Origin of the sequence: Nodosilinea sp. LEGE 06152 (assembly GCF_015207525.1) — a bacterium.
Taxonomy (GTDB): domain Bacteria; phylum Cyanobacteriota; class Cyanobacteriia; order Phormidesmidales; family Phormidesmidaceae; genus Nodosilinea.
The window spans coordinates 176110-193668 of the sequence record NZ_JADEWR010000013.1; the positions used below are offsets into that span (position 1 = coordinate 176110).

19 protein-coding genes are annotated in these 17559 nt (G+C 55.6%); 8 read left to right on the forward strand and 11 right to left on the reverse strand.

The window, feature by feature from the left end; translation table 11 throughout:
- Positions 1 to 32 precede the first annotated feature (32 nt).
- On the forward strand, positions 33 to 1019 hold the full coding sequence (locus IQ265_RS18645) for a threonine/serine dehydratase (protein WP_347404984.1): 987 nt from the start codon (positions 33 to 35) through the stop codon (positions 1017 to 1019).
- Here the strand turns inward: IQ265_RS18645 and IQ265_RS18650 are convergent.
- From IQ265_RS18650 to IQ265_RS18660, 3 genes are all read right to left on the reverse strand, one after another.
- Positions 1016 to 1306, reverse strand: a complete 291-nt coding sequence (locus IQ265_RS18650; protein WP_194056300.1) for a hypothetical protein — start codon at positions 1304 to 1306, stop codon at positions 1016 to 1018. The genes IQ265_RS18645 and IQ265_RS18650 overlap by 4 nt on opposite strands.
- A gap of 37 nt (positions 1307 to 1343) precedes the next feature.
- The gene (locus IQ265_RS18655; RefSeq protein WP_194056302.1) at positions 1344 to 2006 is read right to left on the reverse strand and encodes a DUF938 domain-containing protein; all 663 of its coding nucleotides are present in this window, start codon (positions 2004 to 2006) and stop codon (positions 1344 to 1346) included.
- 87 nt (positions 2007 to 2093) lie between these two features.
- Positions 2094 to 2474: a hypothetical protein gene (locus IQ265_RS18660; RefSeq protein ID WP_194056304.1), complete on the reverse strand. Its 381-nt coding sequence runs from the start codon at positions 2472 to 2474 to the stop codon at positions 2094 to 2096.
- Positions 2475 to 2548: 74 nt separating this feature from the next.
- Between IQ265_RS18660 and IQ265_RS18665 the strand changes: the two genes are divergently transcribed.
- A complete protein-coding gene (locus IQ265_RS18665) occupies positions 2549 to 2875 on the forward strand; it encodes a hypothetical protein (RefSeq protein ID WP_194056306.1) in 327 nt (108 codons plus the stop codon).
- Positions 2876 to 2888: 13 nt separating this feature from the next.
- Here the strand turns inward: IQ265_RS18665 and IQ265_RS18670 are convergent, their stop codons facing one another.
- The gene (locus tag IQ265_RS18670) at positions 2889 to 3149 is read right to left on the reverse strand and encodes a hypothetical protein (RefSeq protein ID WP_228038078.1); all 261 of its coding nucleotides are present in this window, start codon (positions 3147 to 3149) and stop codon (positions 2889 to 2891) included.
- A gap of 522 nt (positions 3150 to 3671) precedes the next feature.
- Between IQ265_RS18670 and otsB the strand changes: the two genes are divergently transcribed.
- The 4 genes from otsB (at position 3672) to IQ265_RS18690 (ending at position 7302) form a co-directional block, all read left to right on the forward strand.
- Positions 3672 to 4475 (forward strand): trehalose-phosphatase, encoded by an 804-nt coding sequence (otsB, locus tag IQ265_RS18675; RefSeq protein ID WP_194056308.1) that lies wholly within the window; start codon positions 3672 to 3674, stop codon positions 4473 to 4475.
- Positions 4476 to 4503: 28 nt separating this feature from the next.
- Complete coding sequence (locus IQ265_RS18680; protein ID WP_194056310.1) at positions 4504 to 5391, forward strand: hypothetical protein; 888 nt, start codon at positions 4504 to 4506, stop codon at positions 5389 to 5391.
- A gap of 291 nt (positions 5392 to 5682) precedes the next feature.
- Complete coding sequence (locus IQ265_RS18685; protein WP_194056312.1) at positions 5683 to 6456, forward strand: hypothetical protein; 774 nt, start codon at positions 5683 to 5685, stop codon at positions 6454 to 6456.
- A 288-nt stretch (positions 6457 to 6744) separates the two neighbouring features.
- The gene (locus IQ265_RS18690) at positions 6745 to 7302 is read left to right on the forward strand and encodes a hypothetical protein (protein WP_194056314.1); all 558 of its coding nucleotides are present in this window, start codon (positions 6745 to 6747) and stop codon (positions 7300 to 7302) included.
- A gap of 95 nt (positions 7303 to 7397) precedes the next feature.
- Here IQ265_RS18690 and IQ265_RS18695 read toward each other — a convergent pair whose 3' ends face one another.
- From IQ265_RS18695 to IQ265_RS18720, 6 genes are all read right to left on the reverse strand, one after another.
- Positions 7398 to 7991 carry a general stress protein gene (locus tag IQ265_RS18695; RefSeq protein ID WP_194056316.1) on the reverse strand — a complete coding sequence of 198 codons (594 nt, stop codon included), beginning with the start codon at positions 7989 to 7991 and terminating at the stop codon, positions 7398 to 7400.
- Positions 7992 to 8149: 158 nt separating this feature from the next.
- Entirely contained in the window at positions 8150 to 9052 is a 903-nt protein-coding gene (locus IQ265_RS18700) for an ROK family protein (protein WP_194056379.1), read from the reverse strand.
- A 186-nt stretch (positions 9053 to 9238) separates the two neighbouring features.
- Positions 9239 to 10516: a glucosylglycerol 3-phosphatase gene (gene stpA, locus IQ265_RS18705; protein ID WP_194056318.1), complete on the reverse strand. Its 1278-nt coding sequence runs from the start codon at positions 10514 to 10516 to the stop codon at positions 9239 to 9241.
- A 90-nt stretch (positions 10517 to 10606) separates the two neighbouring features.
- A complete protein-coding gene (locus IQ265_RS18710) occupies positions 10607 to 11401 on the reverse strand; it encodes a YdcF family protein (RefSeq protein WP_194056320.1) in 795 nt (264 codons plus the stop codon).
- Between the two features lie 359 nt (positions 11402 to 11760).
- Positions 11761 to 12090 (reverse strand): hypothetical protein, encoded by a 330-nt coding sequence (locus IQ265_RS18715; RefSeq protein ID WP_194056322.1) that lies wholly within the window; start codon positions 12088 to 12090, stop codon positions 11761 to 11763.
- A gap of 141 nt (positions 12091 to 12231) precedes the next feature.
- Positions 12232 to 14025 carry a protein phosphatase 2C domain-containing protein gene (locus IQ265_RS18720; RefSeq protein WP_194056324.1) on the reverse strand — a complete coding sequence of 598 codons (1794 nt, stop codon included), beginning with the start codon at positions 14023 to 14025 and terminating at the stop codon, positions 12232 to 12234.
- Positions 14026 to 14213: 188 nt separating this feature from the next.
- On the opposite strand from IQ265_RS18720, the gene IQ265_RS18725 reads away from it, so the two are divergent.
- Both IQ265_RS18725 and IQ265_RS18730 read left to right on the forward strand, forming a co-directional pair.
- Positions 14214 to 14639, forward strand: a complete 426-nt coding sequence (locus IQ265_RS18725; protein ID WP_194056326.1) for an NfeD family protein — start codon at positions 14214 to 14216, stop codon at positions 14637 to 14639.
- 71 nt (positions 14640 to 14710) lie between these two features.
- On the forward strand, positions 14711 to 15667 hold the full coding sequence (locus IQ265_RS18730; protein WP_194056328.1) for an SPFH domain-containing protein: 957 nt from the start codon (positions 14711 to 14713) through the stop codon (positions 15665 to 15667).
- A gap of 305 nt (positions 15668 to 15972) precedes the next feature.
- On the opposite strand, the gene IQ265_RS18735 is transcribed toward IQ265_RS18730, so the two are convergent.
- Positions 15973 to 17559, reverse strand: coding sequence for a peptide ligase PGM1-related protein (locus tag IQ265_RS18735; RefSeq protein ID WP_194056380.1), 1587 nt, complete (start codon positions 17557 to 17559; stop codon positions 15973 to 15975).

Consider the following 17559-nt stretch of genomic DNA (forward strand, 5'->3'; position numbering starts at 1 on the left):
TCCACAGCCAGCAAATTATCTAGAGCAATTCTGTGACTTCCAATTCTGTGACTTCTACGCCATCCCCTATCCTGCCCCCCACCCTGGATGATGTTAAGGCGGCGCGCGATCGCATCGCCCCCTATATTCGGCATACGCCGCTGGTGCCCGCGAGCGCCCTCAAGCAGTCCATTCCTGGCTGCCCCGACCTGTGGCTCAAGCTCGACTGTCTACAGGTGACGGGTTCTTTCAAAGCCAGGGGCGCAGTGAACACCCTCAAAAGCCTCTCCGACGACAACCTACAGCGCGGCATTATCACCGCGTCGGGGGGCAACCACGGGCTGGCTGTGGCCTACGCTGGCTGGCTGGCCCAGGTGCCCGCCACCATCTACCTGGGCCGCAATGTGCCCGCTGCCAAAGCAGAACGACTGTGCCAGTGGGGGGCACAGGTACTGTACGAGGGCAACGACTGGGATGACGCCAACCGCGCCGCCATGACTGCCGCTAATACCCAAGGGCTAACCTACATCCACCCCTTCAACGACCCGCGCGTGATGGCCGGGCAGGGCACACTGGCCCTGGAGATTTTGGCCGACCTGCCCCAGGTCGATACGCTGCTGGTAGCGATCGGCGGCGGCGGTCTCATTGGCGGCGTTAGCCTGGCGGCTAAAGCACTCAAGCCCGATATTCGCATTGTCGGCATTGAGCCCGTAGGCGCACCTACCCTAAAAACCAGTGTTGAAGCAGGCCAGATTGTTGAGCTAGAGGCCATCTCCACCCTGGCCAACACCCTCGCCCCCCGCCAAACAGAACCCCTGAACTTTGAGATTATTCGCCGCACCGTAGACTCGTTTGTGCTGGTTAGCGATGCGGCCATGACCGACGCCTGCCGCTGGCTGTGGTTTGAGCTGGGGGTGGCGGCGGAGTTGAGCGGAGGAGCGGCGATCGCCGCCCTGATGACTGGCCAATATCGACCGCAACCTGGCGAGGTTGTCTGTGCCTTGATCTGCGGCACCGGCACAGCAGGGCTAGACGGCTAGGCAACCACAGGGCCAAGGGTCGATGAAATGCGCATGGCCAGCTCGGTCAGGTTGTCGCTATCGGTGCAAAACTGCTCGGCCTGGAGTCGGGGCACCCCTGCTTCTACTAAATATTCAACCAGCAGGTTAAACAGCATATCTTCGGCCAGTTCGCGCTGGTCGGCCCAGCCCTGTCGGTAGTGCAGATACTCCTGGCAGCGCAGGGCCAGATCGTGGTACGTGGCATCGCTGGTTAAAAACTGAAGGCTGCTGACAATCATGGCGACCTCAGAGTGCAGGTTAGCCACAGTCTAACGAAACAGCAATCACAGAGGGGTTGTCAGACTAACCGATCGCCCTAAAGACCACCGAAAGATTGTTGGCCGGCATGGCGATAGTCTCGACCAGCGCCAGATTGTGGGTTTTGGCGGCGGCGACCACCGCCTCTAAATCGCGCACGCCCCACTCGGGGTTTTGAGCCTGTAGGCTAGCGTCGAAGGCCGCGTTACTGGGGGATGTGTGCTGCCCGTTTTGCTTGTAAGGGCCGTAGAGATACAAAATGCCGCCCGGTGGCAAAATTCGCCCCGCCCCCGCCAGCAGCCCCAGGCAGGCCGCCCAGGGAGAAATGTGAATCATATTGATGTTGACCAGGGCCGTAACTGGGTGCTGCTGCAAGTCTGGCTCTGGGTGCAAATCTCTAAAGTTTTCGGATTCGACGGGCCACAGGGGAGCAGCAGCATCTAAAGCAACGGGCGCGTGCAGGTTGGCAGCGGGAGCCACCTCTCGCCAGGCGGCAATACTGGCGCGGGCACCGGGGTCGAGGTCGGAGGGCAACCACTGCCGGGGAGCCAAACGCGGCGCAAAGTACACGGCGTGCTCTCCGGTGCCGCTCGACACTTCGAGTACGGTACCACTGGGGGGCAGCACTCGCTGGAGCACCGCTAGGATAGGCTCGCGGTTGCGCTCTGTGGCGGGAGCATGGCGACGAGCATCGAGAGGCGTTGACATGGCCAGTTTTGAAGGGTGAATTTGGACGAATGGTATGTCATCGCTGAGGCTGCTGCTCCAGCGATGCGATCGCAATCCTTTCCCAAATTAGCGGGAATTGTCACCATCCACCAGCGGCGGCTTTTGGCGGGACGATCGCTTGCGTTTAGACGCTTTGGTGTAGCCAATGGCCTGAATTTCGCTGCTGTTTGGCCCAAACTGACCCAAGACTGACTGCTTCATAGCCAAAACGGCATTGTGAAACGCCCACTCGGCCTGGCGAGCCCGATCGCGAGTAGCCTTTAAGGTCGCTTCCATCAAAACTTCGTCTTTCTGGCTCTGCTCCATGGTCTCGTAGGCCTGCCGCAGGGCTTGACGCGCCGCCTCTGGCCGCATGGGCGCATAGTTAGCGATCACATTCAGACTGTTTAGGGCTTGAATATCTTGGGCAATGCGCTTGGGCGCGAGGCGGCGGGTCATGTCGGTCATAGCGGCCTGGGTGGGTGGTGGGAATGCGGCAAAATGCAGCCCGTTGGCTTGGTACTGTCTCGCCTAGGTTTACAATGCCCAACGGATACAGGCCTCGCCCAGGCGCAAACCACATTGCGGCGGCGGCAAACAGCCCTGGGGGCGATCGCAACGCTATTGCAGTCCATGGCAACGCCATTGTGACGGGTGACAACAGCGTTGCTGAAGACGGCAATAGCCTTGTGAGCAAAGTCAACGGCGTTGTGAGGCGATCGCGCTGGGTTTGCGATCGCGACAATGCCGCTGCAAGGCCAAGCAACGGCTATAACTCCAGAACCACAGCTCTACAGACACCGCAGGCAAGGCCAAGCAAAGCGGAACCCAACCGCCGTGAGCCTGCCGGGTTCCGCTGGGTGCGCTGACTAACCTACAGCGTCAGCATTGGGGCCTAGTAACCCCTCGGCGACGAGTCATAACGCTGATATATTCGCCGCCGCGCCCGGTGGGAATGGGTTCTGACCAGGCAATGCGATTGCAGTAGCCCAGCGAGACCAGGTGATTAATGCCATCGATGAGCGCACCGTAGTCGCCAAGCAAAATGTGGCGCAGGGTCTCTTGTCGATAGGTTGGCAAAGCAAAGCTGTCGGGGCCAATGCCCTCGGGGGTGTTGTCTAAAAACATTCGGGTTGTCTCCATTTTCGATAAAGAAAACGGGGAACTATCCAGATCCCTCGTTTCGGCAAAGCGAGAGACCGGATCTAGAATGAACCCAGTCGTCGCAGCTTACCGCTATTAAGTTGGGACGATTAGGGAGCTTGAGGAGGTGCAACTCCCCAAGCTCCCGACTGAAATCATTCCCCGCAGTCTTACCCTGCTAGAAGTACGCTATAAGTTCAACCGTATTGGCAAACTGATATATCAAAGTTTTATGATGGCTCTCGCATATGGATAGTCTCGGTGTTGGTGACCGAGCTGCGATTGGCCCAGCTTTGTTGAAATATGCAGAAGAATTTTTGCAATCCCGCAGAATCAGAACATTATGCGGAAAGTTTCAGCCTATCTACCTTTACAGGGATAGTATGCCGAAGCTTTCTCTTTAATAATATTGTTATGCAGCATATCTTGAAGCTCTAGAAACTGTAGGTGGCGAAGGATTTGTTTACAGTGAGGATAAGGAAAGGGCTGCGAAGTTATAATTAGAGCTTGTAGATATGCAGTATGGCTATGCAGCTTTTATCGCCGAATGTAAATTTGGATTCATTTTTCGACAATCTTTCGAAAGCCCAAGAACGTATACTTTTGCTTGATTATGATGGAACCCTTGCTCCTTTCCATGTCGAACGAGATAAAGCATTTCCTTATCCCGGTGTTAAGGAGTTACTAGATGAGATTTGTCAAACTCAAACAACGCAGCTAATTATTATTAGTGGACGTGCAATTAAGGATCTGATCCCTCTCTTAAACTTAAACCCTTTGCCAGAAATCTTTGGTTCGCATGGGTGGGAGCATCTCACAAACAAAGGTAAATACACGCTGGAGCTTTCCGATAGTTATCTAGAAAAAGTACTTGCTCAAGCTAGGCAGCGTATTGAGGAGCTAGGTTTGACAGGGCTACTTGAACAGAAGCCTGTTAGTTTAGCTATTCATTGGCGAGGAAAAGATACTGAAACTATCAACTTCATACAAAGCCAAGTAAGACGAGTATGGGAGAACCTAGAAAGCATAGAAAACCTTGAACTCCACGATTTTGACGGAGGACTTGAGTTGCGTGTAACTGGTAAAAATAAAGGGACAGCAGTAGAATCAATCATCTCTAACTTAGATTTAAGGGAGATACCTATGATTACTTATCTTGGAGATGATAATACTGATGAAGATGCTTTTAAGTTCTTGAAAGATAAAGGCTTAAGTATTTTGGTTCGCGAGCATCTACGTCCAACGAATGCTGATTTATGGATAAAGCCACCTGAGGAACTGCTTCAATTTCTGAGAAAATGGAAGACAGCTTGCTTAGACAAATAACTCCAATTATCAAGGGCCTACTTATTGTATGAAAGATTTTTTGCTCAATGTGGCAGCTGAATTAACAGCAACACTGTTTTTCACCTTAATAATCGCTGCATTAAGCTATATTGTCTATGTGTATCTTTACTTAAAAAATAGAAAATATGCTTTACGTTTCTTCGGCATTGATAATGTAAAGCCAACAATTTGTATATATGTTTCGACATTAAATATAAAGCCAGGAGGAACGACAGGAATTGAGCCTATTAGGGAAGGCTACAGAGGGGCTGCAATTACAAAGTTAGAATACGACGGTGCACTAACAATTCAACGTGAGTTGAGAGCCAAACCATTAGCACTACTTCCAAGAAGTTTACAAGAATGGCTAGGTCAAGAAAGTATTGAGCTAAGAACACTTGATGTGCCAGTCAAACTAAGCCCTCCTAAGCTTAGCAATAGAGATTCAGTGTTCGATGATAACTTAATAGTCCTAGGAACTGGTGTTTACAATAGTTTGGCACATTATTATCTAGGAGAATATTTTGAAAAGCATTCTGACTCCTATCCTTGGTATTTTTATCACGACAAGGACAAGCTGGAAAATCGTATCATAGGCATTCGTCGTAAAGATTTTGAGGATTCACCTGTAGTTCCAGGTCGTAGTAGCCGTGTAGAACCTGCTTTTATTCAGCGAATTTACGACATAGATTGTAAAACTACTGTATTTATTTGTTCAGGTCTTGGTTCTAGTGCTACGTATGGTAGTGCTCGTTATTTATCTGAACACTGGAGAGATTTACAAAGGAAATTTGGGAACGAAGAGTTTGGAGTAATGCTCCTATTTTACAATCAAGAACCTGACGGAGAGTTTGTAGGGCAGCCTGAAATTAGATATGAGGGCTTTCTTAGACGTATTCCGTCTAATTTTGTCTAGGGGGGAGGTGTGATTTAATACGGTTTTGATTGCTGCACAACAACCTTGGTGCAGCGGATTGGCCCAAGCCTCTGTGGTGGTGCAAAGATCTCAGAAATCGCTGACCAGGAACGTTAGACTTAGTCTGCGAAGGTGCTTGAGGATAATTTCTTAGCAGTTCACGTTAAGCAGCCATGAAGATGTCTACTGGGCAACACTTTAGGATTGCTGATGGAGAGAGTTGAAGATAAATTAGGATTGTACATAGGTTTTTCTAGATAAAGATAAATTTGCGATTAAGTAAGAGTCGATATGCCGTACACCTTTAACAGAATTGGAACAAAATACTATGGAAAAAGAGACCTTTTAGAGGACGGATCGTATGTGACAACTGAATGGTTCGTCCTAATCGATATACCTATTATCCCTCTAGGTTCTTTCAGAGTAGCTCCTATCCGAAAGTCTTTAAATATCTTGGTCCTTAAGTCAGGCGAGTATCTCGTTACAAGAGTACCTCTAAATTGGCGGCAAGTGAGAAATGTTTATCTTGTTACCATTGCTCTTTGGGGTGGGTTGTTTGGCGTAGTTGAATTGCTTATAAGGACAGTTCCTAGTACAAGTTCCTCAGTATCAACACCATCTCAGACAGCTCCTTATTTATCAAGCTCATCTTATGTTCGCTCCGCTGTTGCAGATAATGGATCTCCTTTTCCGTCAACGTCAAATTATATAAACGGATATTCACAGGAATTTACAGACGGTTACTCGTCTGTAACCATCGATAATTCTAAAAATGACTCAGACGTATTTGTAAAGTTGTTCTCCCTTGATACTCTCTCTCCGACGCCAGTACGAGTCTTCTTTGTTCGTGCTAAGGATGTATTTACGGTTGAGAACATAAGGGCAGGGAATTTTGAAGTTCGATATCGTGATCTGAATTCAGGATCTTTGTTGCGTACTGATGCATTCAATCTTGAGGAGGTGCCAACGCAGAGGGGGATTCAATTTAGTAGATTAACGTTAGCTCTATATAAAGTGAGCAGTAGTAATGTGCAAATGAACACGATTTCAGAAGAAGACTTCTAAGTGCTTGCGGTCTAACAACCCGGCTAGAACGGACTATTCGGAGATCTCGGTGATATTGCAAAGATTACTCGCAGCCGTTCAGTCAGAACGCTATGCCGCAGTGCGATCGCTCGCCCATAGGTTGGATTGACAGAGGAACTCAACTAATCTTTAGCCACCTACTTCATACACTTGGCGATCGCCAGCCAACCCCATGTGCTCCAAAGTCTTTGTAGTCAAGGGGGCCACATGGGCATCTTTAAAGCAAATACAGCTATCTGTACTTCGTCATCTCAAGCTCCAGGTGCTATGAAAACCGTTCGCCCTGACTCCCAAACAGCCCAGTTCTACAACGATGGCCTTGTCATATTTTTGTATTACAATCAAAGCCAAGCAGCCATAAAAGCTGTTAGTCCCTCTATTCTTGGCGGGTACGGTAACAGCGACATCAATGCTGAGCTTTTTGAGGTCACAGAAAAAGGTTTGCTAGTCGCTCATGAACTGCGACAAGACGACGAGATAGCCCTTGAAGTGGCTATAGGAAACCCTTTAAGCGAGCAAGAGCGTAAGGCTGTGGAAATTTACCCCCCCGTACAGCGTGCCTACCTCAACCTACCCTCTGGCAAACTGGCGATCGAAGGCTATGGTAATCTCCGGCTTTCCCCCGATTTCGACCCTAACGAGGAACCGGGGGCGCTACTTGACGTTCCCCCCGGCGAATACATTGTGAGTATCCACAACATTGCCGGATGTACAGAAGAGGAGCTTAAAGGGGTGTCTCAACCCAACTACCTATTTGTGCTAACGCCCCTCAGCCAGGCTGAACCACTTCCAGAGCGAAAGCCACTGCTGCATAGTTATAGTTGAAATCTATTACGCCGCTTAGAGGTTTAGTGGCCAACGAAAAAGAGGGCACAGCTAAACTGCACCCTCAAAGTTAAGCGCTGACTTAACCGCTAGTATTAGTAGCCGCCTGCGTAGGTGGGCGACCCGGTAGCGCCGTAGACACCCCAGTCGCGAATGCCGTTTTCGTGAAGCACCGTTTCAGCCGCCTGAATGTCTTGCTCGCTGCCTTCTACCAGCACCAGATAATCGTCGTTCTTGTAGACGCGCTCGTTGTAATAGTTGGCCCGCTCTTCGGGAATGCCCCAGCCGATTAATGCGCCAAGCAACCCACCACTGGCAGCACCAATACCGCCACCGAGTAACGTGTTGGCTAGCAAGAACCCAACCTCTGCAACCGGCCCTACGCCAGGAATCGCCAATATGCCCAGGCTACCAATTAAGCCAATGGCACCACCGGTTATGGCACCGGCTTTTGCACCGGCACCGGCACCGCCTTTGGCTTGCTCAGACTTGGGTTTGTTGGGGTCGTAATTGTCATTGTCTGAGGTCAAATCTCTCAACCCATCTTCAGCTTTAGCCACGACCGAAACGCGGTCCATGTGAAAGCCTGTATCGCGCAGGCGGTGCATAGCTTGCTCAGCCTCTTGCCGAGTCGAAAACAGTCCAACCGCGCGACGGTTGTGGGTAGGTTTGATATCAGCCGTTCTCATTATTTTTTTCCTCCAATGAGGATTGCAACTGGCAAAGCCCGTGCCCTCAGGAGCGAGCCTGAAGCACTGTTTGCCTAGTTTTAGGATTACAAACAAACCAACTGGCGACCTCACCCGTTGGCCATATACGACCGTCCGCCAAAGGCTAGAACCTGGGTCTATCGATCGCCGTACTGCTGCAGCGCCAGACGTGCGGCCCCAGCAATGCCCGCCTGGTTGCCCAGTTTGGCCACCAGCACTTGCATGCCCTCGCGGGAGCTGGGCAGCACGCGACGCTCTAGCTCAGCCTGAGTCGTCGGCAAAAACAGCTCTGCCGCGGCGCTAATGCCGCCGCCAATAATCACCGCTTCGGGAGTGAGCACGTAGACCAGGCTGGCAATGCCCGCTCCCAGCCAGCGACCGTAGGTCTGCCAAAACGCGATCGCATCGCTATCCCCCGCCTTTGCCTGCTCAAACAGCGCCGCTGGGGTCAGCCCGGTCTCTCGTTTAATGGCCTGCACTGAACAGTGTTGTTCGAGCGATCCCTGATTGCCGCTGTTGCAGGGCGGCCCTTCGGGGTTGAGGGTAATCAACCCCAGTTCTCCGGCCGTGCCCTGGCGACCGACAAACAACCTGCCACCCAGAATGATCGCACCGCCCACTCCAGTTCCCAGCGTCAGCGTCAGCACATCCTTAAACGCCCGTCCGGCCCCGAGCCAGGCTTCGCCCAACCCGGCACAGTTAGCGTCGTTAGCGACGACCACGGGTCGACCCGTTGCAGCTTCTAGCTGGTCGGCAATGGGCACGTCGTTCCAGCCAGCCAGGTTGATGGCCACGCGGGCAATGCGACCAGCGGCATCGGCAGGGCCAGGGGTGCCCACCCCAATGGCGACGGCTTCGCGGTTGGGGTCAAGGGATGCGATCGCCTCCGCCATGGCGGCCATCACCGCCTTGGGGGTTGAGGGTTGAGGGGTTGGCACAGATACTTCGGCCAGGCACTGGCCCGACTGGGTAAAGCGCCCCAGTTTAATGGCTGAGCCGCCCAAATCGACGCCAATCACCTGCTGCTCTGCTGTCGCCATCGCCGCTCCCCAGTCTTTTGAATGAATTGCCAGGGTCATTGTCTCAGATTGTTTGAGCGTTAGGGCGTGCCATCGATTCCCGCTACAGGCCTTGTTCCATCAGCGTTGCCACGCCCAACGCAAAAACCAGGTTAGGGACAGTAACCGCTGCCTCTCAGGCTGTTAGCAGTTGATTGATGACAGCCCTTAGTGTCGCCTGGCCGCTGCGGTTTGAAAGGCCTGGCAGTACTGCCGGTAGCCCCCTGGAAACACCACGTTGAGCACCAGCGGATCGTCGCCGTCCCGAGCGTCGCCGGGGCCTTCAACGACGACACTGGTGCCGCCGCGATCGTCTAGCACTAAAGCTTTGCGGTTTTTGAGTTCGCCGCCGCTGCTGTCAACGTAGGTGACCAGGTTGCCAGTGTCGAAGTGCTGGCCAATCGCCTGAATGAGTTGCAGAAAATTGCGATCGCTGCCGCCCCGTTTTGCCACTGGCTGCCCGTCTTCCATCACCACCACGCTGGTCACCGTATCGCCCACGCCCACCAGGGTCGGCATCAGGGCCGGATCAAAGTTTTGGATTACTAAATCCAGCAGCTCTGCGTGGCTGTGGGGAGCCTGGCGCACGCTAAAGTTTTCGCCCAGGGGATAGTGTCCCGTTCTGGCGGCGTAGTAGCGGTTGAGCAACGCCAGCACCCCCGCCTCTTTGAGCGCCCCCCGCAGCATGAACTGAAAGTCGGTGGTGCCCGACTCATCGCCCTGGCTAAACCAGAGAATTTCTGTGCCATCGGGGCCACGCCCGTGGTTGGGGGCGTAGTGCACAAAGAATGAATCGGCCAGCCCCTGGCTAGCGGCATCGCGCAACAGATCTTCCATCAGCGTCTGTATGGCGTACTGCAGATCGATATAGAGCGATGGGTGGTCGCCCAGCAAACTGTAAAAGGTGTTGAGGTTGGCGGTGGGCGAAGCCATGTTGTCTAGCACCGCCGCCTGAATGGCTTGCTCTAGAACAGGGCCAGCCAAAACATCGGGGTGCGGCTCAAAAAACTGGCGCAGGCGATCGCCCATTGTTTCGGGTACCGATGCCAAAAAGGCTAGCTCCGCCTCGCTCACCCCTGGATGGGAAATGTCGCCCGCGCGGGTTTGCCACTGCACGCCCCCCGCCGCTAGCCCCGGCAGGTAGTAGCGCCCGAGCTGGGCTAGCTCAGCCCCCCCCAGCGATCGCTCGATGATGCCGTTCATGCCCCGCTTGCCGGTGTGCTCACCATTGGTCAGCACGTAGAAGTGGCCATCAAAGCGCTGGGTGGCCTCCAGGTAGCCAATCTCAACCACGCGATCGAGGGGGTCTTTAACCAGCCCCATGCACACCCCGTCTAAGTCTTGAATGATGAGCAAATTTTCGGTGGTGGCCAGCAAGTCAACCCAGGCGGCGTGGTCGAGGGAAAACATCTGCTGGTGGAGCAGGGGCGGAGCAACATAGGACATGAAGAAGGCCAAGATACTGGCTGAACAAACAGGCAAACCGTATCAGCCCAGACGGCATGCGGTACCCATCGAAAGGCAGAAATTAAGGAGCTAGAGCCAGCCTTTGAGCCAGTAAATGCCAATGCCCAGGTATTCCTTCAGGGCGCGGGTGAGGTAATGCAGGTTCTCGGTTTGGGGCATCAGGCGCAGGGCTTGGCCCTGCCAGGTGTTTTGGCCCGAGTCTTGAGGGTCTGGGGCAATATGAAAATCGGTCGGGGCTGGAATCACCTCAAACCCTTGTTTTTTAAAGATGGCCAGCGAACGGGGCATGTGCATCGCTGACGTGACCAGCAGAATGCGCTCAATTCCGCGATCGGCCAACAGAACCTGAGTATAGGCCGCATTCTCAAACGTGTTGAGCGAATCGGGTTCCATCAGCAGCGCGCTGGGGGGCACGCCCAAGGCTGCCGCCAATTCGGCCATATCCTCCGCCTCAGAGCGGGTTTGCCCCTGGCCCCAGGTAATGCGACCGCCGCTAAACACCAGCAGTGGCGCTTTGCCCGCCAGGTACAGCCGCGCCCCGTGCAGCACGCGATCGCCCTCCTCAGCCACATCAATCCACGGTCGAGGCGGAAACTGCGGCTTAATCGACCCACCCAGCACCACGATCGCCTCGGCCTCCGGCAAATCTAATGAGTTCTGGTAGCGCCACTCCAACGATCGCATTACCCCTGTCGATACCCAGCTATTGCTGCTCAGCAGCAGCAGGGCCAGAGCCAGGGCGATCGCCCCCGTTGCCCACCGGGGCCGCCGTTTGATCAAAACCAGCGCTGCCACCAGCAGCACACAGGCCAGCCCCAGCGGGTAAATCAGCAGCGGCAGCAGCTTAGACAGAAATAAAAACATTGACCCCGCCCTTCCTTACCTTGCCCCTACCCTTTAGGCAGACGCTCCATGATTACATTCCCGCTCGGGGCAAAGTGCAAAGTTGAAAATTCAAAAGGCAAAATTTTGAATTTCAACTTTGCACTCATCCACCTCCAACCCATAGGAAACCGCTCCGCAGCTACCGTCCATCCACACCCCTTCTCCCTACGGGAGACGCTAGCGTGTTGGCGAAGCCTGTCCACAGGACAAACGACTCCGCTCAGGGACCGTTCCCTCATCCCCTCCCTTTCTCCCTACGGGAGACGCTAGCGCGAACGGCTTCGCTCAGGGACCATCCCCTCATCCTCTCCCTTCGACTCCGCTCAGGGACCATCTCCTCATCCCGCACTCCCCCGCTTCCTCAACAGCTGCCGCATCTCCTCTAACAGCGTTTCCTGCTCGGTCTGCAGTGTTTCTAGGCGGGCGACAATTTCTCCTATGCGGTCATGCCCAGGCTCGAGCTGGGTTGGTTTGGCCCACCGTCGCACCAGCAGCCCCGATACAGCGCCAAAAATCCAGCCGCTCAGTCGAAAGGGCAGCTTGACCAAATTGAGCCAAAAGCCTTCGGTCAGGCGGGCGATCGCGCTCCACAGCCCCGCGAACAGCAGCAGCACTACCACCACTAGCCCCAGTGACCACAGCGGGTGCCCCACTAACCAGCCCATCACAGGGTGCTCCACCAGCCAGCTCTGCACTGGCCTCAGCAGCGCCGACTGTGCCGCGTCAGCCCAAGAATTGGTAAACGAAYMCKTCWNNAKCYYCRTCGSCASSKYCASMTRYSYATMARMNNGCCMRCCCATCCACTCTATCTAAGGAGCCGGGGCCGCGGGTGGTGCGGTCGGTGGCTCAGGTACCTCAGGCGATCGACTTGCCAGCCACCAGCCCAGGAGACCCACCAGCAGTAACGAGCCAGACACCGCCAGTATCCAGCGCGGTACGCCCTGTGGCGACGAGGGTGCCGCCGGAGCCGCCACAAACTCGTCTTGAGGCGAGCTTTCGCCGTAGAGCTTAGCCCCCGCTGGTGGCACCGTTTCTGGCTCAACCCCAGCCGGTATGCCCTGATCGCCCGGCCCGGCAGACGGGGTCAGGAGTTTGTGCTGCATCAGCACCACGGTGGTGTTGTCGTGGCCATTCTTTTGGTTGGCCAGCTCAATCCAAGAGGCCACCGCCGAGTCAAGGGTAACGATGTCTTTAATAATTAGGCCAATATAGTTGGCCCAGGCGTCTTCGATGCGGTAGTTGTCGCTGAGGCCGTCGGAACAGAGCAGCAAAATGCCCGTTTCGTCGAACACAAAGCGCTGGATGTGAGGCGTCAGGTGCTCGCCGCTGCGGGTGCCCAAGGCCTGGGTTAAGGCTCCGGCATCGCTGCGCTCTATCGCGTGAGGTAAGGTCTGGCGACAGGCCACCACCTCGCGTCCGGCAATGTCGTCATCTACCGTCAGCGGGTGGCAGTAGTCGGGGGTAATCCAGTAGGCGCGGCTGTCGCCCACATGGGCCAGATACACCTCGTTAACCCGCTCCCAACCCTGCTCAGTCTGCACTCGCTGGGAAATCACCACCGCCATTACCAGGGTGGTGCCCATACGCTGGCGACCCGCCCGACCCCGGTTGTCGTTTTGAAAGTTGATCAGCTCGTTGACAATGCGAATAACGGCCTCAAGCTGCTGAACGATGATCTGGGGCGGCAGCACCCGCAGCTCATTTTGAGCCTCGGCTAGCAGCGCCTGGAGCTGAATTTGCAGCGACTGTACCGCCAGCTGGCTGGCCACTTCGCCGCCGTCGTGGCCCCCGACCCCATCGCACACGATCGCCAGCTGTAGACCAGCGGCTTCGGCTTGAACGCCCTGGGGCCAGCAGGCGTCTTCGTTGCGGGGCTGGGTTGGTCCCTGGGCCGTGGCCCCCGCCAGGGCAATGCGGGTAGAAACCGCAGCCGCCTGGCGCAGCAAAATCTGGTTGAGTTCGAGGGAGAGGTTGGCCAGATCGGTATCGCCCGCGTCGATGCGGTTGACGATCGCGCGCAGCGGTTCTGAGACCGCCAGGTGCAGGGGGGAGAGCAGCGATCGCCACAGCTCCACCAGATCCGCTAGTGCTGGAGGCTCCATCTCCCCATCGGGTACCAGCTCCAGCAGCCGCAGCCGCCAGCCATCAACCCGCAGATTGCCGGGAATCAACAGACTGCGCGCCAGTCCCAGTTCGCCTAAAATTCCCCACAGTTCCCACAGCTGCCAGAGCCAGTTGGCCTGCCGCAGCGGTGGCGCACTAAACAACCCCGCCTCTAACTCCGGCAGCAGCGCCCCCGCCTGGGGGTGAATGGGGGCATTGTCTAGCAGCAAAATGGGGGGTGCCCCGGTGCGCTCTAGCACGCCGTAGAGCCCAGGCACGTGCAGCCGGTGGGGGTGAGCCCGCAGGTAGGGCATCGCCTCGGCAGGAAAAGTATCGGGGGCGCTGGGGCGCTGGTCGGGCTGGGTGTCGAGCCAAATGTACGGGGCCACGACGCGGTAGCGCTGGCCCACCAACTCATCTATCGGTAGGGTTTCGAGGTCTGTGCCTACAGCCCACAGGTAGGGCTTATAGCGAGAGGGACGGCGTTCTACACGGTTCATAGGGCGATCGGCACAAGTCAACGCCAGGATTCTCTTAAAACAACGTAATCAAGCCCCCATTAGGCTCGACCCTAAAGATAGATTAATCCTATGAGGATAGCGAAACTTTCTGACGGGCAATCTACCATCGGGCCGACCCGATTCGTTGCAGCCCTGCGCCAACGCCTCTGTTTCTCTACCGGGTTGCCATGAACTATCCCTTATTTTGGGCCATTCTGGGGGCTGTCTTTTGCCTGATGGAGCTGTTTTTGCCCACGGGTTTTGTCGAATCTACCCTGGGCATCAGCGCCTTTATTGTGGCCTTTTTTGCCCTGGCGGTACCAATCTTCAGCCTCCAAATTGTGCTCTGGGTGGCACTGTCGCTGGTGTTTATTTTTTTGCTGCGACGGTTTGTGCCCAAGCGCACCCCCTACAGTTTGCAAGAGTCTACCGAAGCCCGCACCCTGACTGCGATCGCCCCCGGCAAAACTGGCCGGGTCATCTACGAAGGCAACTCCTGGCAGGCCCGCTGCGACGACGAAACCATCACTGTTGGTGCCGATCAGCCGGTAGTAGTGGTGAGGCGCAAGGGCAATACGCTATACGTCATCCCCGAAAGCGCGCTGAGAGCTTAGACGGCGAGCCCAATTTCACCCAACCACTACCGCAAACCCTTTCATCGCAAACCAGTTAAGGATTTACCTCTATGGGCGGCTTTTTTAGTTTTTTAATCGTGCTGATTTTTGGCGGCTCGATCGCCGCTAGCTCCGTCAAAATCATCAACCAAAGTGACGAAGCCCTGGTCGAAACCCTGGGCAAGTACAACGGCAAAAAGCTCACCCCCGGCCTCAATTTTTTGGTGCCCTTTCTCGACAAGGTGGTGTTTAAGCAAACCATTCGCGAGCGAGTACTCGATATTCCCCCCCAGCAGTGCATCACCCGCGACAACGTGTCGATCACGGTAGACGCCGTTGTGTACTGGCGCATCGTCGATATGGAGAAAGCCTACTACAAGGTCGAAAACCTGCAGTCGGCGATGGTCAACCTGGTGCTGACTCAAATTCGCTCTGAGATGGGCCAGCTAGAGCTAGATAAAACCTTTACCGCCCGTTCCGAAATCAACGAACTGCTGCTGCGTGAGCTAGATATTTCCACCGACCCATGGGGCGTGAAGGTCACTCGCGTCGAGCTGCGCGACATTGTGCCTTCCAAAACGGTGCAAGAATCGATGGAGCTGCAGATGGCGGCTGAGCGCAAAAAGCGGGCCGCCGTGCTGACCTCTGAAGGCGAGCGTGAGTCGGCGGTAAATTCAGCCAGAGGTCGGGCCGAGTCGGCGGTACTCGACGCCGAGGCTCGCCAAAAAGCAGCCATTCTAGATGCTGAAGCCGAGCAAAAAGCGATTGTGCTGCGGGCTCAGGCGCTCCGCCAGGAGCAGCTGCTGCAGGCCCAGGGTACCGCCGAAGCCATGCAGGTGATCGCCAAAACCCTCGCCACTGACCCCGGTACCCGTGAAGCGCTACAGTTTCTGATTGCCCAGCACTATATGGAAATGGGGCTGAAAATTGGCAGCAGTGACAGCAGCAAGGTCATGTTTATGGACCCCCGCAGCATTCCAGGCACGCTAGAGGGCATGCGCGCGATTGTAGGTGAGGGGCAGTCTTAAGCCCTAGAGGTTTGAGTGCCGCTGCAAGGTCTTAGTCTTTAGCGATTGGACAGCCGGGGCGGCTATTTCCCAGAGTTTCCCACAGATAAACTCAAAGATCTGAACAGCAAACCTTCTGTCGGATAGGCCTCTGGCCCGTCCTGCCACAGTCAGCCCAGGATCACCAATAACCCAGATTCCCGCAGGTTGGGTAAAACGCAGTGGAACCTAACAGGAGTGAGCCTTGTTGGGTTCTGCTGGCGCACCACCAAACCTACACATTTAGGCTTGCCAGACCACTAGGATCATGAATAACCCAGCCTGCCCTAGTCTGTGCGAGGCCCTAACGTAGATTCATCTAGGGCGGCCACCACCTGATCGTAGATTTCGCGGGCGTGGTCGGGGCTGGTGCCAATACAGGTAAGGCCCACTTTGCCGTACTCCGACAGGCAGCCCATCAGGTGAAAGGCCGCTCCCACCCCGCTAATGGAGTTAAAGTGCAGCTGCTTGGTGACGATGATATCCATCAGGTCGCTGGGCAGCAGGCCTTGGTAGTGGGGCTTTTGCAGGTTGTCGGAGGCGCGGTAGTAGCGCACCTGCTCCTGCTTGGTGTAAAACAATCCGTCCGCCTGGTGAAACTGCCCCTCGGTGAGCATCTTCATCGCCATTAGCGGGTGGGTGGTGCCCCCTTTGCGTAGGTTGATTTCGATCGCCTGCAAATCCCAGTCGGGGGCCTGGGGGTCGCCTTTGGCCACAGCAATAAAGTCAACGCCATAGCGCTCTAGCGCCCCCTGGCGGGCTAGTTCTTCGCCGATCCGCTGGCCCATTTCCTGAATTTCTAGTCGGTAATCAGACCGGGAAGGGAAGGAGCAACCCAGAAAAATTTGGCCATCGGGACCGCCCAGCTCTTGATCGTGGGTAGAGAGAATCTCGACTTCGCCCAGGGGGGTAATGCGGCCCTGCACGCTGGGAGATTCTTTGTGGTCACCCTCGACAAAGGCTTCGGCGATCGCCCCCAGCACCGGAATCTTGGCCGCAAAATGCTCCCAGGTTTCGGTATCGCACTGAAAGCTGAGGCAGGAGAACGACTCGGCGATTGCCCGAACGCGATCGCCATGGCCTGCGTTACCAGGGGCAAAATCCTGCAGCTTACGCAAATCGAGCAAAGCGTTGCCCTCGCCCGAAAAACCCTCGTTGAGCTTGATCACAATGCGCTTGAGACTGGGGTCTTGCTCCCACACCTCGGCGGTGACGGTGGCCAACTCAGCCTCAGAAAACACCAGCTCGCTGCCGATGGGGTGAGGAACGCCGCAGCGCTTAAAGATCTCGCGGCTGCCGCTCTTGGTGCCCCAGTACAGCAGGTCGGGGTCGAGGGCCAGCAGCGGTAGCCCCAGGGCCAGGGAGAGTTCGCGCTCCCAGTGGGTGGAGTTGTAGCAGGTCATGTAGGCCCGCTCGGGGTCGACCGCCTTGCGAATGCGCTCTAGCAGACGGGGCCGCTCCAGCAGTTTTTGACTGAGGGGCTTGCGCGAGGCGTCGTAGGCAGCAAACAGCGTGAGGCGATCGCGGGCGTGGGAGCTAGGAATGCCCGGCAGCAGCTCCAGGTAGTAGTCGATAATGCTGGGGTGCAGCGGCTGCGAGGTGACATAGACCAGGCGCGTGTTGGGATTGCGCAGCCGAATCAGCGAAAACAACAGCCGCTCTTCGTAGTGGTTGACCCCCTCAATTTTTTGCAGCTCTTCCTGGTCGAGGCTGAGGGAGGGCACCACCACCACGTGGCGCTCCTGGGTGTCAAACTCATCAGTGGACTGCCAGCGATCACGCAGCAGCTTCTGAAACTGCTGAAACCTCAAGGAATCGTCAACCTGCAGTGTCGCCGGTTCCGCAGCCGTAGCCGCCTCTTTCGCCGTCATCAT